Annotated in this window: 14 protein-coding genes; 6 read left to right on the forward strand and 8 right to left on the reverse strand. The window is 67.7% G+C overall.

Annotation, left to right across the window (positions count from 1 at the left end; genetic code table 11):
* Nucleotides 1-544 (reverse strand): TonB-dependent receptor plug domain-containing protein (locus tag V7082_RS08940; protein WP_334147781.1); only part of this gene is annotated, 544 nt, incomplete at its 3' end.
* Nucleotides 545-1,005: 461 nt separating this feature from the next.
* On the opposite strand from V7082_RS08940, the gene V7082_RS08945 reads away from it, so the two are divergent.
* The 3 genes from V7082_RS08945 (at nt 1,006) to V7082_RS08955 (ending at nt 4,850) form a co-directional block, all read left to right on the forward strand.
* Nucleotides 1,006-2,655, forward strand: a complete 1,650-nt coding sequence (locus V7082_RS08945; RefSeq protein WP_334147782.1) for an ATP-binding protein — start codon at nt 1,006-1,008, stop codon at nt 2,653-2,655.
* A 39-nt stretch (nt 2,656-2,694) separates the two neighbouring features.
* Nucleotides 2,695-3,306 (forward strand): response regulator transcription factor, encoded by a 612-nt coding sequence (locus V7082_RS08950; RefSeq protein ID WP_334147783.1) that lies wholly within the window; start codon nt 2,695-2,697, stop codon nt 3,304-3,306.
* A gap of 182 nt (nt 3,307-3,488) precedes the next feature.
* Nucleotides 3,489-4,850, forward strand: a complete 1,362-nt coding sequence (locus V7082_RS08955; RefSeq protein ID WP_334147784.1) for an autotransporter outer membrane beta-barrel domain-containing protein — start codon at nt 3,489-3,491, stop codon at nt 4,848-4,850.
* Between the two features lie 17 nt (nt 4,851-4,867).
* Here V7082_RS08955 and V7082_RS08960 read toward each other — a convergent pair whose 3' ends face one another.
* Nucleotides 4,868-5,701 carry a matrixin family metalloprotease gene (locus V7082_RS08960; RefSeq protein ID WP_334147785.1) on the reverse strand — a complete coding sequence of 278 codons (834 nt, stop codon included), beginning with the start codon at nt 5,699-5,701 and terminating at the stop codon, nt 4,868-4,870.
* Nucleotides 5,702-5,962: 261 nt separating this feature from the next.
* Here V7082_RS08960 and V7082_RS08965 point away from each other — a divergent pair, with 261 nt between their 5' ends.
* A complete protein-coding gene (locus V7082_RS08965) occupies nt 5,963-6,283 on the forward strand; it encodes a hypothetical protein (protein ID WP_334147786.1) in 321 nt (106 codons plus the stop codon).
* Nucleotides 6,284-6,346: 63 nt separating this feature from the next.
* Here V7082_RS08965 and otsB read toward each other — a convergent pair whose 3' ends face one another.
* The 4 genes from otsB to V7082_RS08985 all read right to left on the reverse strand — a co-directional run bounded on the left by otsB (nt 6,347) and on the right by V7082_RS08985 (nt 11,882).
* Nucleotides 6,347-7,177 carry a trehalose-phosphatase gene (gene otsB, locus V7082_RS08970; protein ID WP_334147787.1) on the reverse strand — a complete coding sequence of 277 codons (831 nt, stop codon included), beginning with the start codon at nt 7,175-7,177 and terminating at the stop codon, nt 6,347-6,349.
* A 134-nt stretch (nt 7,178-7,311) separates the two neighbouring features.
* Nucleotides 7,312-8,457: a carbohydrate kinase family protein gene (locus V7082_RS08975; protein ID WP_334147788.1), complete on the reverse strand. Its 1,146-nt coding sequence runs from the start codon at nt 8,455-8,457 to the stop codon at nt 7,312-7,314.
* Nucleotides 8,454-9,965 carry an alpha,alpha-trehalose-phosphate synthase (UDP-forming) gene (locus tag V7082_RS08980; RefSeq protein ID WP_334147789.1) on the reverse strand — a complete coding sequence of 504 codons (1,512 nt, stop codon included), beginning with the start codon at nt 9,963-9,965 and terminating at the stop codon, nt 8,454-8,456. Before V7082_RS08980 ends, V7082_RS08975 begins: the two co-directional genes overlap by 4 nt.
* A gap of 84 nt (nt 9,966-10,049) precedes the next feature.
* Nucleotides 10,050-11,882, reverse strand: a complete 1,833-nt coding sequence (locus V7082_RS08985) for a glycoside hydrolase family 15 protein (protein ID WP_334147790.1) — start codon at nt 11,880-11,882, stop codon at nt 10,050-10,052.
* 301 nt (nt 11,883-12,183) lie between these two features.
* Between V7082_RS08985 and V7082_RS08990 the strand changes: the two genes are divergently transcribed.
* On the forward strand, nt 12,184-13,296 hold the full coding sequence (locus V7082_RS08990) for an alpha/beta hydrolase family protein (protein ID WP_334147791.1): 1,113 nt from the start codon (nt 12,184-12,186) through the stop codon (nt 13,294-13,296).
* A gap of 161 nt (nt 13,297-13,457) precedes the next feature.
* Nucleotides 13,458-14,024, forward strand: coding sequence for a PRC-barrel domain-containing protein (locus tag V7082_RS08995; RefSeq protein WP_334147792.1), 567 nt, complete (start codon nt 13,458-13,460; stop codon nt 14,022-14,024).
* An 84-nt stretch (nt 14,025-14,108) separates the two neighbouring features.
* Here V7082_RS08995 and lpdA read toward each other — a convergent pair whose 3' ends face one another.
* Together lpdA and V7082_RS09005 are read right to left on the reverse strand one after the other, a co-directional pair.
* Complete coding sequence (gene lpdA, locus V7082_RS09000) at nt 14,109-15,542, reverse strand: dihydrolipoyl dehydrogenase (RefSeq protein WP_334147793.1); 1,434 nt, start codon at nt 15,540-15,542, stop codon at nt 14,109-14,111.
* Between the two features lie 232 nt (nt 15,543-15,774).
* A complete protein-coding gene (locus V7082_RS09005; RefSeq protein WP_334147794.1) occupies nt 15,775-17,088 on the reverse strand; it encodes a 2-oxo acid dehydrogenase subunit E2 in 1,314 nt (437 codons plus the stop codon).
* Nucleotide 17,089 lies beyond the last annotated feature (1 nt).

Consider the following 17,089-nt stretch of genomic DNA (forward strand, 5'->3'; position numbering starts at 1 on the left):
GAACGCCGTCCTCCATGACGAGGACCTTGCGCGAGCGCCGGAAGGGTGAGCCGCGAACGCCGATGCCGCTGTGGCGGCCGAACCCGTCATCGGTGACCGTGACCACGCCGGGAACTCGCGCCAGCGCTTCGTGTGTCGTTGCGGGCCGCTGTTCTTCCAACTGTTGCGTGGTGATTCGGCTGGCCGCGCCTTGCGCGTTCTGCAGGTCTCCCGGCATGATCGACTTCGCATTGATGGGCGGCAAAGGCCCGCTCTCGGCGCGCGCCGCAGCGCCGCCGCTCGCCGCGGCGCCGTAGGGCGAGTTCTGTAGCACCGGCGCCTCTTCGGCGACCGTTGCCGCCGGAGGCGGCTGCGGCGTGGGCGAGGCGGCCTGGGGCGCGGGGGAGGCCTTCTTCTTGGCGGCAGGGGACGCTTTCTGGATGACCTCGACCCCGGGGAGGCCGCTGTCGGCCGGCTCAGCCGCGCTCTGCCCGAAGGCGGGACCGGCCATGAGCCCGACCGCTCCGGTCATGACTGAGAGCTTCAAATAGACCTTGAGTGTCATTTCGTGTCCTCCCCCCAACGCGCCGCAAAACGGGCGCAACCCCTTGCCCACCGCTATGCCGGTGCCGAAAAACCGCGCAATCAGACAGTGCTGACTGCCGAGCGATCCCCCTTCGGACCGGGATAGTTCTGATATAAAGTTTCGACATGTTCTCGATCCCGATCTCCTGCGGCAATTCGGGATGGTTCCATGCGGTGGCATTGTTCGGGGACGGTACCTCCGTAGAAGTACAGTAAAGCTCAATAAAATCAGGGAATTATTCCCAGTCTAACTGGAACATTAGGAAGCATGTTTGCCACATGCTCCTGGATTGCCGGGTGGGACATGGGCGCGTCGAGGGCACCAAAGGCGCCGCAAAGCAGGTCGTTTCAGTCTCGGCAATTGGGGAAGCGCACGGGCGGTGCTATGGATCGGGCAAGGCGCATGCGTAGTTCACCGGAGGCGCACGAGAGGAGTGACGCATGCATGAGTGGAGCCAGGAAGCGTCGGCGAGAAATCTGCCGGTGGCCTTCCTGTTTTCACGCCCTCCTGTCGTCATCGGGCTCGGATACGTTGCGGCCTATGCCTTTCTGGATTGGGTGAGCTTCATCAACCCGATCGCGCCGGCCGGCGTCACGCCCTGGAACCCGGCGACCGGTTTGAGCTTCGCGCTCGTGCTCCTGCTCGGCCGGGCGTACATCCCGTGGCTGTTCGTTGCGCCGCTGATCGTCAGTATGGTCGTGCTCGGCCTCGAGCATCCGGCCTGGACGCATCTGCTCGGCGCGGTCATCGTCGGCATGGCCTACGGCGCGGCCACGTTTCTGCTCACCAGTCCCCGCTTGCAGTTCGACCGCACGCTGAGCGCCAAGCGATCGCTGCTGTTGCTGATCGCGGTTGCGGCCGTGAGCACCGGAATCGTCGCCCTGAGCTACGCAGGCCTGCTCGCGTTTTCCGGCGTCATCACGCAGGCCGACGTGGCGATGACGATGGTGCATCAGTGGGTCGGCGACATGATCGGCATCACCGTGGTGACGCCGTTCCTGCTGATCCTGTTCACGCGGCGGCGGATGCTGGTGCCGTCGCTGGAGCTCGCAGCCCTGGTCCTGGTTCTCGCGCTGACGCTCGCCGCCGTTTTCGGGCTTTCCGATACCTTTCGCGTCAAGCATTTCTACCTGTTCTTCCTGCCGGTGATGTGGTTGGCCGTGCGCTTCGGCCTGGAGGGCGTGACGGGCGGCCTCGTTCTGACGCAGATCGGCCTGATGGCAGCCATGCAATATGCGGATGTGGATGCCGGGGAGGTCACGGCCTATCAGGCCCTGATGATCGTTCTCGCGCTCACCGGCCTCACGATCGGCGCTGTCGTGAACGAGCAGCTCCGCACCCAGGCGCAGTTGCGGCGCAACCAGGAGGCCCTCGAGCGTGCCGCCCGGCTCGACAGCATGGGAGCGTTCGCGGCAGCCCTCGCTCATGAGATCAACCAGCCGCTGACGGCCATCGCCAACTATGCGCGCCTCGCCAAGATGGCGGTCGAGAAGCAGCCGGCCGACACCGAGACCGCACGCACGGCCGCCGCGCATGCCGTCGCCCAGGTTGACCGCGCCGCCGAGGTGGTGCGCCGCCTCCGCGACTTCATTCAGCTCGGCCGCAACGAGATGGTGCCGCAATCCTGCGCGGAGCTGATCCGCGAGGCGGTCGCCCATTGCCGCCTCGAAACTCAGACCCACCAGGTTGAGGTCGAGACGCGGATCGCGCGTGGGCTTCCGCTCGTCGTCTGCGACGGATTGCAAATCCAGCAGGTGCTGATCAACTTGATACGCAATGCCGCCGACTCCATATTCTCCAGCGGAAGGCCCGACGGCCGGATTCTCGTGGAGGCCGAGGTGACGGAGACGAACCGCGTGTCCATCAAGGTTCGCGACAACGGTCCCGGCTTCGATCCGGAAATCCTGGCGCGCGCCCTGACGCCGTTCACCACGACCAAGCAGGAGGGTCTCGGTCTCGGCTTGGCGCTCGCCCGCTCGATGGCGGAGACGCACGGCGGCCAGCTCGTCGTCGAAAGCACTGGCGCCGGGGCCGCTGTTTCTTTTACGTTGCCGGCATACGTTGCCCCAACGGCATCACTACAGGACTGATACGGACGTATCGAGGAAATGGCCAAGAGGACCGCCGGCATGACCGTAGCTTTGATCGACGACGATTCTGCCGTGCTGCATTCGATGCGCCTTCTGATCGAGAGCCGCGACATTTCCGTTGCATGCTACGAATCCGCGGAAGCGTTTCTCGAGGATCTGCCGGGCACGAAGCCGGCTTGCGTGGTGGCGGATGTGCGCATGCCGGGCATGACGGGCCTCGAGCTGCAGCGCGAGCTCAAGCACCGCAAAGAGGATGCGCCGCTGATCCTCATCAGCGGACACGCGGATGTATCGATGGCCGTCCAGGCCTTGAAGGAAGGCGCGTTCGACTTCTTCGAGAAGCCCTATGACGGCGAGCGCCTTGCGACGAGCGTTGCGGACGCGGTGGAGAAGGGGCGCAGTCAGAACAGCGGATCGAGCGATCGCGTCGACATCGCCGAACGTCTGAAGGCGCTCTCGCCGCGCCAGCGCGAGGTGCTGGAATTCGTCGCGTCGGGCATGTCGAACAAGCAGATCGCAGCCAGGCTGTCGATCAGCCCGCGCACGGTCGAGACCTATCGCGCCTGGGTCATGGAGCGCATGGGTGCGGTGAACGTCGCCGATCTGGTGCGCAAGGTGAGCGCCTTTCTGCCGAACGAGCAGAAGAAGTAGCAGGCGTCACGGATGTGAAGCCAAGCCGGTAGCGATGCTGCCGGCTTTTTTCGTTTTTCGTATGCACGGACCTCCTGCCGCCCTGCGCGCAACGCCTCAGGCGGGTCATGCTTTGGTCCATTTTCGCCGCCATAGACGGCGTTGATCAGCAACAAAAATACGTGTCGAGGAGGCTGCGGACGATGCCGCAAACCGGTCACGCCCGATGCGTGCAGGCGATGCTGTGGGGCGTCGCCCTGAGCATCGCGGCGCCCGCGCACGGGGCGATGGCCGCGAGCGCAGGCTGCGAGGCCGCCAATCGCGGCGGCCTGAACATCGCGGCGCCGGCGGGCGGGCACGCCGCGCGCGAAGTGCCGCTCTCGCAAGGGGAGACCCTGACACTCGATATCGCGACGCAAGGGGCGGCCGCCGTCACCGTCTCCATCGACGGGGCCGGGGCGCGCACGGTGCATTCCGGCCGGGCCGCCGCCGTGCTCTTCGTTGCGCCGGGCGCGGCCTCCTACGGCCTCCGCCTGGACGCGGACCAGAACGCCGGCGCCGTCCTCGGCGTGACCTGCGCCGCAAGCCCCAAGGCCGATGCGGAGCGGGCGCTCATCGAGCGGCGCAAGGCATTCCTGGCCTCGCGCGAGCCCGACCGCATTCGCATCGACCGCCCGTCCACCGCCGCAAAGGCGATCGATACGCTCACGCCCGCGACGGCGGACGGCGCGTTGCCGCGCGAGGTCACGACGTCGGTAAGCCTGTCCGAGCTGGCCGCCGCCATGAACCTCGGGCAGAAGCACGACCCGAGCATTCTCGATTTCTGGTTCGAGGGTCGCTACACGAGCTACGACCTGGAGCAGCGCCGCGACGACGGCAACTTCAGCGTCATGTACTTCGGCACCAGATACATGCTGGGACCCGACATCATGCTCGGATACCTGGCGCAGTTCGATCAGGCCGGCGAGGAGACCCGCGCCAACGGCAGCCTCTTCGCCAGCGGCTGGATGGCGGGGCCCTACATGAGCGTTCGCTTCGGCCAAGGCGTCGTCTTCGACGGGCGGGCCGCCTGGGGAACCGCCGAGAACCTTCCCAACGGCATCGTGCTGGATACCGCGTCTGCCGACCGCAAGCTGGTCCGCGGCACGCTTCGCGGCACCCGCCAGATCGGCGGATGGACGGTCGCGCCGAGCGTCGGCCTGAGCTACGTGGAGGATACGCCGGAGCGTTTGAGCGCCGTGCTGCCGGACGCTTCGCCCGCGGGCACGGGCCGGCTCGACATCCTGCCCGAATTGAAGCGCCGGTTCGATCTCGACAGCTCGACCTATGTGGAGCCGCACCTCGCAGCCGGAGGCATTCTGTCGTTCGACGACATGAACCGCCTGGGGCCGCGCGGGCTCACGATGACGGATCCCGATCTGCATTGGAAGGCCGAGGCCGGCGTCGCCGTGGGCGTGAAGGACAGCATGAGCTTGCAGGCGACCGGCGGTGTCGAGACGGGCGGTGCCGCGGCCGCCGACACCTGGTCGGGGAAGCTGCGCCTCAACATGCCGCTCGGAAAATAGGCGCGGCAAGCCGCCGGTCAGTGTGCCGCTTGCGGACGCGCCGGCTCGCCGAGGCCGAATAATGCGGCATCGTTGGGTGCCACCCTCTCGGGCGCGCGCGAACGATCGGCAGAGGCCGGCCCCGCTCCCGCTTCGACGGTCGGAATCGTACCGCTGGCGCCGTAGAGTGCCACGGCGCCCGCAACGTCGCCCGGCTGAAGACCGCGCGCGTGCTCCACATAGCGGAAGCTCATGAGCTGGCCTTCGGGACTTGGGTGGTCGAGCCCGATCGCGTGTCCGATCTCGTGCGTGATCGTGAAACGCAGATCGTAGACGTCGAGGTTGCCGTCGAAGCCGATCTTCCACGGCCGGCGCGGATTGAGGCAGATCAGCGATTGGCGGATCGCGCCGACGCCCGTGGCCCGCGCGCCGGCCGCCCCGTCCGCGAGCGCGACATTGGTGAACGCGCGTCCACGCGCCTTGGCATCGGCGCCGATCAGAATGCCGGCGTCCGCAACCGATGGCGTCTCCACGAACCGGATGTTGGCCGCGGCCTCCCACGTCGAGAAGGCCGCGCGCACCTCGCCTCGAAAATCGGATAGATCGATGCCCGACGGTTGAAGGGCCGCATCGGGCGGCAGCATGGCATCGCAGTTGCGAGCACCCGGGAATTCCGCGGGCTCCGTCAGGAACGCGTAGCGGATCGTGACAGGACGCCCGGCGTCGGGGCCGGCCCAGCGGGCCTTCTGCCCGCCGAGCTCGAGCAGCCGGAACGCGGGGCTCGGGTGCGCCGGGGCCTCGGCCGCACGCACGTCCGCGCCAGCCAATGCCGTGGCCAGCACCAGGCCCTGAGCCAGAGACGATCCCCTCAACGAATTCCCCCTGCTTTTCGTCTGCGTTTCCGGATCAACGGGCGCTGGGCACGAACGAGCTGAGCACAGGCGGCGCAAGCCGGCAGCCGATAAATGCGAGCCTTCTAAAGCGCACGCAGACGAGCGTCAACGCATGTGGGGCGGCGCTTCGGATGTGTCGCACCGTCGATTTTTGCATGCCGGCCGGCACGCGACCGGGGAACCGCGGTTTCGCTGTCCACGTTAGTCTCATGATCACGCACGATCGATTGGAGTGCACAGATGAGCACAATGAAGGCGACGTTTCTCGCGGCCACGCTGGCGGCTGCCGCGCTGGCGTTTGGAGGAAGCGCCAACGCGGCCCCGGTCAGCGCGCTCGGCAAGGCCGTGAGCCCCGATGCGACCGGCACACTGCAGATGGTCGACTATCGTCCATATCGCCACTGCCACCGCGGCCGGTACGGGCGCCGCTGGTGCCACGGGGGATATTACCGAAACGACTATTATGACTATGGCTATCGGCCCGGCTTCTCGCTCTACCTCGGGCCGCGCTACGGCCACCATCATCGCCACCGTCATTGGCGCCACCACCATCGCCGTTGACGGATCGCCGCAAGACGCGACCGCAGAAGGCCCGCCCGAGACATCGGCGCGGGCCTATTTCGATCAGGTGCGCGGTCGGGGGTGCGCGCCGGAAACGGGCCGCGCGGGCGGGGCGAGCCGCCGTCCAAGCTGATCGAGCCACCGCACGACCGAGGAGGGATCTGCGAAATCCGCGAGATCCTCCTCGTAATATTCGCCGGCGACGCGGAGCGCGAACCCGTTGAGCCCCTCCGCCGCCGCGAACGCCGCCTCGTCGCCGACGTCATCGCCGATCATGATCGGCATGCGGCCGCGGAACGCCGGCAGCGTCGCAAGAGCCGCGAGCGCCGTGCCCTTGGAGAGCCCGGACGGCACGACCTCGAAAAGGCACTTGCCGGAGAGAAGCTCGAAAGCGCCGGCGTGCCGGCCGAGCGAGGCTTCGAGCGCGGCCAGGATGTCGGCCTCCGCGTCCGGCGCCAGGCGGTAATGGATGGCGATGCCGGCGCCCTTGGGCTCGGCCAGCACGCCCGGAAACCGGAGCGCGAGCTTTCTGATCGACTGCACGACATCGGGCGGCAGCACGGCCGTCACACGCTCGATCTCGCGGTCCGCATGCGTGCGGATCTCTGCGCCGTGAACGCCGGAGGCCGGCAGCCGCAGCGGCGCGAGCAGAAGATCAATGTCGGCGATGAGCCGTCCGGTGATGACGGCCACCGCGCCGTCGAAAGCCAGCGTCAGGCGCTGCAGGATGGAGATCAGCCCATCAGGAACGCGGACGCCCTTCGGCGTGGCGGCAAGGTCCAGAAGCGTCCCGTCCACATCGAGAAACAGAGCGCACGCACGTGGATTGGCGAGAATGGCCGAGGTGCAGGCGCTGAGGCGGGGCCTGAACGTCGGTATTGTCTCCGCAGTCATCTCGCGTTTCGTGCCTCAAAGTTTCGGGGTTGCTCGATCGGGCGAAGCGTAACCCGCGGGGATCGCGCGCCTGCTCTTTGAACGTGACGCAGTGGGGGCCTCATGTAAACCCCGGTTCCCTGTCTGTCCGACCCTTAGAGCGGCCATGCGATCACATTTGGTATCCCATTCTTTCCGGAAAGGCGCTTGTCGACGTCGGGACGGCGCATGAGGCCCGTCTGCGTATCGACGAAGCCGAGCACGGCCGCCGCGTTGAGCGAGGCCGCCTGGAGCGCCGTATCGGGTGCGCGGCCCTCCGCCTGATAGGCCGCAAACGTGGAGACGAAGGCGTCCCCCGCGCCGGCCGTTCCGGCCACGGGCGCTTCGCACGCGGGGCAGTAGAGGAGGCGGCCGTCCACCGCGGCGAACGCGCCGTCGCGTCCGTCGGTGAGCACCACGGTTCCGACGCCGCGGCGCACGAGGGCGCGACAGAAGGCCCTGACGCCCATATGCCGGCCCTGGTACTTGAGGCCGCGCCGGGCGAGCGGCGGGGGCGCCTGGTTGCCGGGAAAATCGATTCCCGCTTCGCCGTCGGCGGGATCGAGCAGAGACACGACCTCGTCCGCCTCGCGGCGATTGAGGGCCAGGATATCGATGTGCGGCAGCAAGGCGTGGAACGTCTCGCCGTGCCCGTGCAGTTGCCGGATGCCGGGATTGGCGGCGATGCGCGCGCCGCTGGCGCGGGCTTTCTCGATGATGACGGGAAAGCAGCGCACGGCCTCGTTGGAGAGATTGGCGATATGCACGAGATCGACGTCGAAGGCGCCTTGAGCCAAGTCGGCCGGCGCGAGATGGGTGTTGGCCCCGCGGAACGTGAACACGGCCGCGTTGTGCTCGTGGGAGGATATGAGCACGGAGGCCCCGGTCGGCTCGCTGGGATCGCGGACCGCCCAGCGGTGTGAAATGCCCTCCGCGTCGAGACAGGCGAGAATCTGCTCGGCGCGCCGGTCCTGGCCGAGCTTGATCAGGACGGAGCAGTCGAGGCCGAGGCGCGCGAACGAGACCGCCGCGTTGACGGCCCCGCCGCCGCAATGGGTCGAAACCTCGAGCGCCTCCGTCTTGCGCCCTTCCTCGAGCAGCAGGAACGAGGCGGCCGCATTGTCGAGCACCACGCGCTCAATGGCGGAGCTGGCGATGATGGCGATGGTGTCGATCATGGCGCCGCCCACCGTCAGCACCTTGAGGGCCGGGCCTCGCTGCGGCCGGGAAGGGCCGCCGTCCGCTGTGCCGCCCGCGCTCATTCGTGGTGGCTCGCGCGTCTATGGCCGGCGCTCCGTCGCGACGGTCCGAGCTTGAGGCCCACGGGCGCAAGCGGCGTGCGCGCGAGCCTCGCCATGGAGGCCCGGATCGACGGCGTGAGCGGATCGACGGCATGGGCGCGCTCCTCGGCGGCCGCCTCGAGCGTCGCTAGGAACGAGGCCGCCCAGGCGGCGCTGTCGTAGGTGCGGATGACGGACATCAGGCGCTCGTAGCGTGCGATCCGCTCTCCCTTGTCCATCAGCAGCGCCGCATTGATCGCATCCGCCGTCTCCTCGATGTTGTAGGGATTGACGATGAGGGCAGCGACGAGTTGCTCGGCGGCTCCCGCGAACCGGGACAGGATCGGCACGCCCGGGTCGGCCGGATCCTGCGAGGCGATGTATTCCTTCGCTACGAGGTTCATGCCGTCCCGGAGCGGCGTGAAGAGCCCGATGCGGGACGAGCGATAGATGTCGCGCAGTCGGTCGCGCGGCGTCGAGCGGTAGATGTAATGGATGGGCACCCAGTCGAGCTCTCCGAACATGCCGTTGATCTTCCCCGACAGCGCTTCGAGCTGCTTGCGGATGTCGGTGTAGGCTTCGACGCTCTCCCGCGTCGGCGGCGCGATCTGGGTCAGCACGACGTTGCGCCGGTACTTGGGGTACTTCTCGAGGAAGCGGCAGAACGCCTGGAATTTCTGGGGCAACCCCTTCGAGTAGTCGAGCCGGTCGACGCCGATGATGCGCTGCGCGTCGTCGACGGACTGCACCGACGACCGCTGCGGGGAGGCCCTCGCAAAGCTCGCAGCGTCGATTCCCACGGGGAAGCTCTCGATTGCGAGCCGATGATCGAAGGCCGCGATGCGCCCGTCCTGGAGGATGCGCCCCGAGACGCTGTCCTCGAGGAACTGGATGAGGTTCGCCACATCCGCCTGCGTCTGCAGGCCCACGAGATCGTAGGCAGTGAGCGCCAGCGCGAGCGCCTGATGCTCGGGGATGGCGAGAAACGTCTGCGACGGGGGGACCGGAATGTGCAGATAGAACCCGATCGGGTTCGCGACGCCAGCGCGCCGGAGCAGCGCCCCGAGCGGGATCAGGTGGTAATCGTGGATCCAGACGATGTCGTCCGGCTGGATGAGCGTTGCGAGCGCCCGCGCGAACCGTTCGTTGACGCCCATGTAGCGCGGATAGAAGCCGGCATCGAAGCGGGCGAGGTCGAGCCGGTTGTGGAAGACGGGCCAGAGGACGGAGTTCGAGTAGCCGAGATAGTAGTCGCGGTGCTCGTCCGAGGTCAGCGCCAGCGTGGCGAGCGCGCTGCCGCCCGAGGATCGGGCGACCTTGATCCCGGGAGCTTCGCTCGCGTGTGCGTCATCGACGATCTTTCCGTTCCAGCCGAACCAGAGCCCCTTGCGGGCGCGGAACAGATCCGCGATGGCCACGGCGACGCCGCCGGCCTGCGCCGCCCTGCGCAGGTCCATCACGCGGTTGGATACGACAACGATACGTCTCAAGCGACCTCCGCAGTCCGCATGAAACGCGAAGCCGGGCGGTGCGGCGGCACCGCCACGCCACGCGCCGGAAATAACACCCGGGGATCAAACGTTTGAAGTGACCCCCGGTTCCGGTGCCGGCGCGTGCGGCCAAGCCTCCGCCCAGGCGCGCGAAAGGTTCATGCAGGAGTTGACGATCCCGGCCATGGAGTAGGTCTGCGGCAGGTTTCCCCAAAGCTGGCCCGTGGTCGGGTGGATGTCCTCCGACAGGATGCCGAACGCGTTGCGCCGGGAGAGCAGGTCGCTCAGCATCTCCCGCCCCTGCGAAACCTGCTCCGCCGCCGTCAGGGCATCGATGTACCAGAACTGGCACGCGAGGAACGAGGTCTCCGCCGCGCCGAAGTCGTCGTTCGTATAGCGCAGCATGAAACCGTTGCGGGTGAGCTCGCGCCCCACCACGTCGAGCGTCCTGACGAAGCGCGGATCCCGGGCTGAGACGAGGCCGAGCTCGGGCAGAAGCAGCACGCACGCGTCGAGGTCGTGCTGGTCGAGCGCACCGGCGAAGGCGCCCGCCTTCTCGCTCCAGGCCCTGGTCAGGATCTCCCTGCGTAGCCGGTCCGCGTTCTGCCGCCACTGATGAGCGTCCTCGGCAAGCCCGAGGATCTGCGCGATCCGCGCCAGCCGGTCGAGCGCGACCCAGCACATGGTGGCGGAGTGCGTGTGGATGCGCTTGCGCCCACGGTATTCCCAGAGCCCCGCGTCGGGTTCCTGCACCACGCGCAACGCATGATAGCCGAGCATCTCGAGGCGCCGGAACAACGCCTCGTCCCCCATCCGCGGCAGGCGCTGGTCGATGAACATCTGCGACACGCCGAGAATGACGCTGCCGTAGGAATCGTGCTGCTGCTGCTCGGCCGCCTGGTTGCCGACCCGCACCGGTCCCATGCCGTGAAAGCCGGGCAGGTGCATGGCGATGCTCTCGACGAGCGGCTGGTCGTGCACGATGCCGTAGACCGGCTTGAGCCCGCCCTTGGCGCCGATCACCACCGTCGTGATGTAGTCGAGATAGGCTTCCATCGTCTGCGTCGCGCCGAGGCGGTTGAGCGCCATGATGACGAAGTAGGCGTCCCGCAGCCAGCAGTAGCGGTAATCCCAGGTGCGCTGCGTGCCGGGCGCCTCGGGGATGGAGGTCGTATGCGCCGCGACGATGGCGCCTGTCTCGTCAAAAGTGCAGAGCTGCAGCGTGATCGCCGCACGGATGACATCGGTCTGCCAGTCGAGCGGAATGGCGAGCCCGCGCACCCAGCTCATCCAGTAGTCGCGCGTGCGTTCGAGCGCCTCGCGCGAGACCGTGTCCGCCGCCGCCTCGAGCGACTCGTCCGGGCCGAAGACGAGCGTGATCGGCCGCGACAGTGCGAACGACGTCTCGTGCACGATGTAGGAGAGCGGCGCGTCGGTCGTGAGCCGCAGGGTGATGTCGCCGCCGCTGAAACGGATGTGGTTCGATCCCACCACCTGCGCGGACCTCGGCTCTCCGTAATTGAAGGTTGGACGCACGCGGATCTTGAGGCGCGGCAGGCCGATCGGCTCGAGGCGGCGGATGATCTGCGCCGGATGCAGCATGCGCTCGAAGCGCGGATAGCGCGGCGCGAAGTCGATGATGCGCACGCCGTTGCCCTGCTCGTCCTCGATCGTCGTCTCGACGATCGCCGTGTTGCGCATGTAGCTCGAGTGCGACCGCACGGCGCCTTCGACGACGATGTCGGTGAAGCCCTTCTCCTCGTCCCCGGCCAGGAGGCGCGAGAACACGGGATCGCCGTCGAAGCGGGGAAAGCACCACCAGACGATGCGGGCGGACCGGTCCAGCAGCGCCGCGACCCGGCCATTGCCGATGATGGCGAAATCAAGAGGTTGAGCAGCACGCTGTTCAGCGGCCATGGGGATCTGCTCGAGAGAATGGAGAGGCAGTGTCAAGCGGCGACGTGTCCCCGTTGATGAGGTCTCCTCGATGCGTCCGGCCTGGGCTCCGCCGCGCGCCGGCCATCCTTATGATGCCGCGTTTCCATCACGTTTGTCGCGCACGGTCCAGGTGAGGCCGCCAAGGCCATAATGACCATCGTGGCCCGCAAGACAATCGGGAATATGGCGGCTGCGCTAGGCCGGGAGACGAAGGTGCAGCCGAAAACGGGATTGACGTCAGGGCTTCGGGGTCGTGGATGCGCGGGACTGGGGAAGGGACATGCAGGGACGGGGGCAGGTGTCGATGATCGGATCGATGGGCGGCGCGAGCGCCGGGTCGGCGCGGTTCAGCGTGCGGCTTGCGCGATGGAGTGTCCTCGCCGCCGCCGCGGCTTTCGCGGTGGTCCTGCCGCTCGTCGCCATGGCGGCGCCGGCCGGGGTCTCGCAAGAAGCCGCCGCTTATGGCCCCTTCGGTCCGGAAGGCCCGCGCCTGCGCGAGCAACTTTGGATCCTTCCGAGCGCCGATCACGGCTTTCCCTTGCGCGCGACCGTGTTTCGCCCGGCCGGCGCCGCCGGCAGCGAAAGCGGCGGGGACCGCCGTCCTCTGGTGGTCATCAACCACGGCACCTCGGATGCGACGCGCGTCGCCGTCGCCATGCCGGTCTACTATTGGCTCTCGCGCTGGTTCGTCGAGCACGGCTATGTCGTCGTGCTGCCGCAGCGCCGCGGACACGGCGCGACAGGTGGCCCGATGGCGGAATCGATCGGAACCTGCGCCGACCCCGATCACGCCCGTTCGGGTCTCGCGGCCGCCGACGACATCCAGGGCGCAGTGGACTTCATGTCGGCGCAACCGTTCGTGATGCCGGGCGAGGCGATCGTCGTCGGCATCTCGTCCGGCGGCTGGGCCTCGCTCGCGCTCGCCTCGCGCAATTCCGGCAATGTGCGCGCCGTGATCAACATCGCGGGCGGCCGCGGCGCGCGTCCGTTCGGCGAGCGCACGGACAGCGTGTGCGGAGAGAAGCGCCTGATCGAGGCGGCGGGCGCCTTCGGCCGGACGGCCCGCGCGCCGACGCTCTGGCTCTATGCGGCCAACGACAGCTACTTCCGACCCGACCTCGCCCGCGCGCTCGCCGCCGCTTGGCAGGCGGGCGGAGGCGAGGCCGAGCTGCATGTGTTCCCGGCCTACGGATCAGAGGGTCACAACCTGGCCGACGATCATGCGGGCTGGGACGTCTGGGGCGCGGCGGTCGAGACATTCCTGGCCGAGAAGCGGAGCAGGACCCCCGTCGCTGCGGCGGAGCCCTTGTCCGTCCCAGTCGAGCCCGCCGCTGTCGCCGCGCCAGCGCCAGCTTCCACCGCCGCGTCCGACGGAGAGACGCGCGCACCCTGAGGGCCGGGGAACATTCCGGGCAATGCGACGTTTGACCGGCAGGCAGGCCAGGGCCCGCCGGACGCGCTGAATTTGAGCGCGACGCACGGGATATACGGCCGACGCGATATCGCCGAGGCCGGTGCGGCACGAACCTCGATATGCTCAAAGGAGATAATCAGATGAAATCCAAGTTGCTGTCTGCGATCTGCATGCCGGCGGCCCTCGCCGTCGGCGCGGCGGCCGCATTCGCTCAGACGCCGCCGCCCGCCCCGTCGCCTTCTTCTCCGTCGGCACCGGCGGAGAAGATGCCCGATACCACACCGGTGCCAACGCCAACGCCAATGCCTTCGCCGTCGGTGACGGATCCGGCGCCTTCCGTCACTCCGGCTCCGGGCGATCGCAGCGCGTTGACGCCGAGCACGGGCGGCACCTTCTCGTCGAACCAGGCAGCGGACGAGTGGCGCTCCAGCAAGCTGATCGGCATGGCCGTCTACAACAGGGCCAATGAGAAGGTCGGCGACATCAACGACCTCATCCTCGCCCCGGACGGAAAGATCTCGAACGCCGTCATCGGTGTCGGGGGCTTCCTCGGCATGGGTGAGAAGCTGGTTGCGGTGTCCTTCAGCGATCTTCAGCTCAACCGCGATGCGGACGGCGCCATGCGCGTGACGATCGCCAGCTCCAAGGAGTCGCTCGATAGCGCCCCCGAGTTCAAGTACTATTCGGATGCCCAGAAGAGTAAGTGAGCAAGCCGAGAATTCGAACCATTCGCGGGGAGCGAGCGATCGCTTCCCGCGTTTCTTTGCGGCCCGCCCCGCGCGGGAAGCGCGTCAGGGCCGCGGCCGCTTGGCCGGCGGCAGATCCGTGGCCGTTCCCTCGAGCACCTCGGCGGCCATGCCGATCGATTCCGAGAGTGTGGGATGGGGATGGATCGTCTTGGCGAGGTCGACCGCGTCGGCTCCCATCTCGATCGCAAGCGCGACCTCGCTGATGAGGTCGCCCGCATGGAGGCCGACGATGCCGCCGCCGATGACGCGCCGGCTCTCACTGTCGAACAGCAGTTTCGTGAAGCCTTCCTCGCGTCCCATGGCGAGGGCGCGTCCCGAGGCCGTCCACGGAAAGACCGCCTTCTCGAACGCTGCCCCCTCCGCCGTAAGCTCGTCCTCCGTGCGCCCGGCCCAGGCGATCTCGGGATCCGTATAGGCGACCGACGGGATCGCGCGCGCGTCGAAGAACGATCTCTTGCCCGCCACCGCTTCGGCCGCGACATGCCCTTCGTGCACGGCTTTGTGCGCCAGCATCGGCGGCTGAGAGAGATCGCCGATGGCGAAGATGTGGGGCACGTTGGTGCGCATTTGTCTGTCGACGGGAACGAAGCCCTTGCCGTCGACGGCTACGCCCGCGTTGAGGGCGCCAATGCGGTGCCCGTTCGGGCTGCGGCCCACAGCCACCAGCACGAGATCGTAGGGCTGGGCTCCGTCCGGCGCCCCTTCGCCGTCGAAGCGTACATGGATGCCGTCGCGCTTGGCGTTGGCGCCGACCGTTTTGGTCTTGAGCAGGATGCGGTTGAAGCGGCCCTCGTTGTGTTTCTGCCAGACGCGCACGAGGTCGCGGTCGGCACCCGGCATGAGGCCGTCCAGCATCTCGACCACATCGATCCGGCTGCCGAGCGCGGCGTACACGGTCGCCATCTCGAGGCCGATGATGCCGCCGCCGATGACCAGCATGCGTTTGGGGATCGACGGCAGCGCGAGCGCGCCGGTGGAGGAGACGATGCGCGGATCGTCCGGCAGGAACGGCAGCGCGATGGCCTCCGATCCTGCGGCGATGATCGCCTTTTCGAACTGCACGGTTGCCGTCCCGCCTTGGGCCAGCGCGACCTCGATTCGGTTGGGGTCGCGGAACGCACCCGTGCCCTGGACGACCGTAACCTTGCGCATTTTCGCCATCGCCGAGAGCCCGGTTGTGAGCTTGCCGACGACGGCCTCCTTGTGCGCGCGCAGCTTGTCGAGATCGATGCGGGGCGCTCCGAAGCCGATGCCATGGTCGCCGAGCGCGGCGGCCTCGGTGATGAGCGACGCGACGTGGAGCAGCGCTTTCGAGGGAATGCATCCGACATTGAGACACACGCCGCCGAGCGTGGGATCGCGCTCGATCAGCACCGTCTTGAGGCCAAGGTCGGCGGCGCGGAACGCGGCCGAATAGCCTCCCGGACCGGCCCCGAGCACAGCCACCTCGCAAGCGATGGTATCTTCTTGTGTCACGACGCGACCCGCCTCTGCGTGAGTGAAAGCGAAGTGCGATCCTCCTGACGTGTCTGGATCCCGGCCTCCGCCGGGATGACGTCTCCTTTTTGGTGCGCCGTCTGCCCGACCTCTGCGTCACACCGGCGAAGGCCGGTGCCCAGACACGCATGAACGGGACGCAGCGGCGCCCTTCCCGAGACAGCCAGGACGTGTCGGGGGATGATGTCGCTCGCTGGCATCGATGGTCCCCCTAAAGCACGAGCTGGCGTACGTCTTCCAGGATGACAGCCAGCCGGCGCGTGAAACGCGCAGCAAGCGCCCCGTCGATGACGCGATGATCGTAGCTGACACACAATGGCAGCACGAGGCGCGGCGCGAACGCGGCGCCGTCCCACCTCGGCTTGATCTCGGCCCGCACCACACCCAGAATGGCGACCTCCGGCGCGTTGACGATCGGCGTGAAGCCCGTGCCGCCGATTCCGCCGAGACTCGAGATGGAGAACGTGCCGCCCTGGATGTCGGCTGGCGCGATCTTTCCCTCGCGCATCCGCTGAGACACGGAGCCGAGCTCCTGCGAAAGCTCGACGATGCCCTTGCGGTCCACGTCGCGGATCACCGGCACCACGAGCCCGTCCTTGGTGTCGACCGCGATCCCGAGGTGATAGAAGCGCTTGAGGATCAGGCTCTCCTTGTCGGGAGCGAGAGATGCGTTGAACTCGGGGTGCTCCTTGAGTGCGACCACGCAGGCCTTCATGATGAAGGCGAGCAGGGTGACGCGGTAGCCCTTTTCCTTGGCGGCCTCGTCGAGCGACTTGCGATAGCTTTCGAGGTCCGTGACGTCCGCCTCGTCGCTGTGCGTCACGTGCGGGATGTTGAGCCATGCGCGGTGCAGGTGCGGTCCGCCGAGCCGTTGCAGGCGCGTGAGCGGCCTGGTCTCGATGGGGCCGTATCTGGCGAAATCCTCTACGGGAATCTCCGGGATGCCGGTGCCGCCGCCCGCGCCGCCGCCGAGCGCGCGCTTGACATCCTCCTTGGTGATGCGCCCCTTCTCGCCTGTCCCCTTGAGCGTCGTGAGGTCGAGATCGAGCTCGCGCGCGAGCCGCCGCACGGAAGGGCTCGCGTGAACGCCCCCGAAGTCGGCACCGAGCGGCAGCGGCGCGCGCTGGGCCCCATCGCCACCTCTGCCGTCCTCTCCCGCCGCGTCCGGCGGTTTGGGCTCAGGCGGTTCGCTCGCCCCGGCTTTTGGCTCGGCAATCTTGGCTTCGGCCGCCTTGGGCTCTGCGGGCGCATCCACCCCGGCAGCAGAGGTCGCCTCGTTGCGCTCCGTCTCCGACGCGAGCCGCACGAGCGCCGATCCCTTGCTCACCCTGTCCCCGATCTTGACCAGCACCTCGGCGATCTCACCGCCCTCGGGCGCAGGCACCTCCATGGCGGCCTTGTCGCTTTCGAGCGTCACGATCGGATCCTCGGGCTTGATCCGGTCGCCTGCCTTGACGTGCACCTCGATGACCGGGACGTCCTTGTAGTCGCCGATGTCGGGAACCTTCACGTCGATGACGGACATG

The sequence above is a fragment of the Hyphomicrobium sp. genome (assembly GCF_036833075.1).
Taxonomy (GTDB): Bacteria; Pseudomonadota; Alphaproteobacteria; order Rhizobiales; family Hyphomicrobiaceae; genus Hyphomicrobium_C.

What these genes read in the sequence shown, in the direction of transcription:
- V7082_RS08950 (WP_334147783.1), top strand. Translation starts at nt 2,695, where the DNA reads ATGACCGTAGCTTTGATCGACGACGATTCTGCCGTGCTGCATTCGATG.
- otsB (WP_334147787.1), bottom strand. Translation starts at nt 7,177, where the DNA reads ATGACTGCGGAGACAATACCGACGTTCAGGCCCCGCCTCAGCGCCTGC.
- V7082_RS09005 (WP_334147794.1), bottom strand. Translation starts at nt 17,088, where the DNA reads ATGTCCGTCATCGACGTGAAGGTTCCCGACATCGGCGACTACAAGGAC.
- V7082_RS08975 (WP_334147788.1), bottom strand. Translation starts at nt 8,457, where the DNA reads ATGAGCGCGGGCGGCACAGCGGACGGCGGCCCTTCCCGGCCGCAGCGA.
- V7082_RS08985 (WP_334147790.1), bottom strand. Translation starts at nt 11,882, where the DNA reads ATGGCCGCTGAACAGCGTGCTGCTCAACCTCTTGATTTCGCCATCATC.
- V7082_RS08955 (WP_334147784.1), top strand. Translation starts at nt 3,489, where the DNA reads ATGCCGCAAACCGGTCACGCCCGATGCGTGCAGGCGATGCTGTGGGGC.
- V7082_RS08990 (WP_334147791.1), top strand. Translation starts at nt 12,184, where the DNA reads ATGCAGGGACGGGGGCAGGTGTCGATGATCGGATCGATGGGCGGCGCG.
- V7082_RS08945 (WP_334147782.1), top strand. Translation starts at nt 1,006, where the DNA reads ATGCATGAGTGGAGCCAGGAAGCGTCGGCGAGAAATCTGCCGGTGGCC.
- V7082_RS08965 (WP_334147786.1), top strand. Translation starts at nt 5,963, where the DNA reads ATGAGCACAATGAAGGCGACGTTTCTCGCGGCCACGCTGGCGGCTGCC.
- V7082_RS08995 (WP_334147792.1), top strand. Translation starts at nt 13,458, where the DNA reads ATGAAATCCAAGTTGCTGTCTGCGATCTGCATGCCGGCGGCCCTCGCC.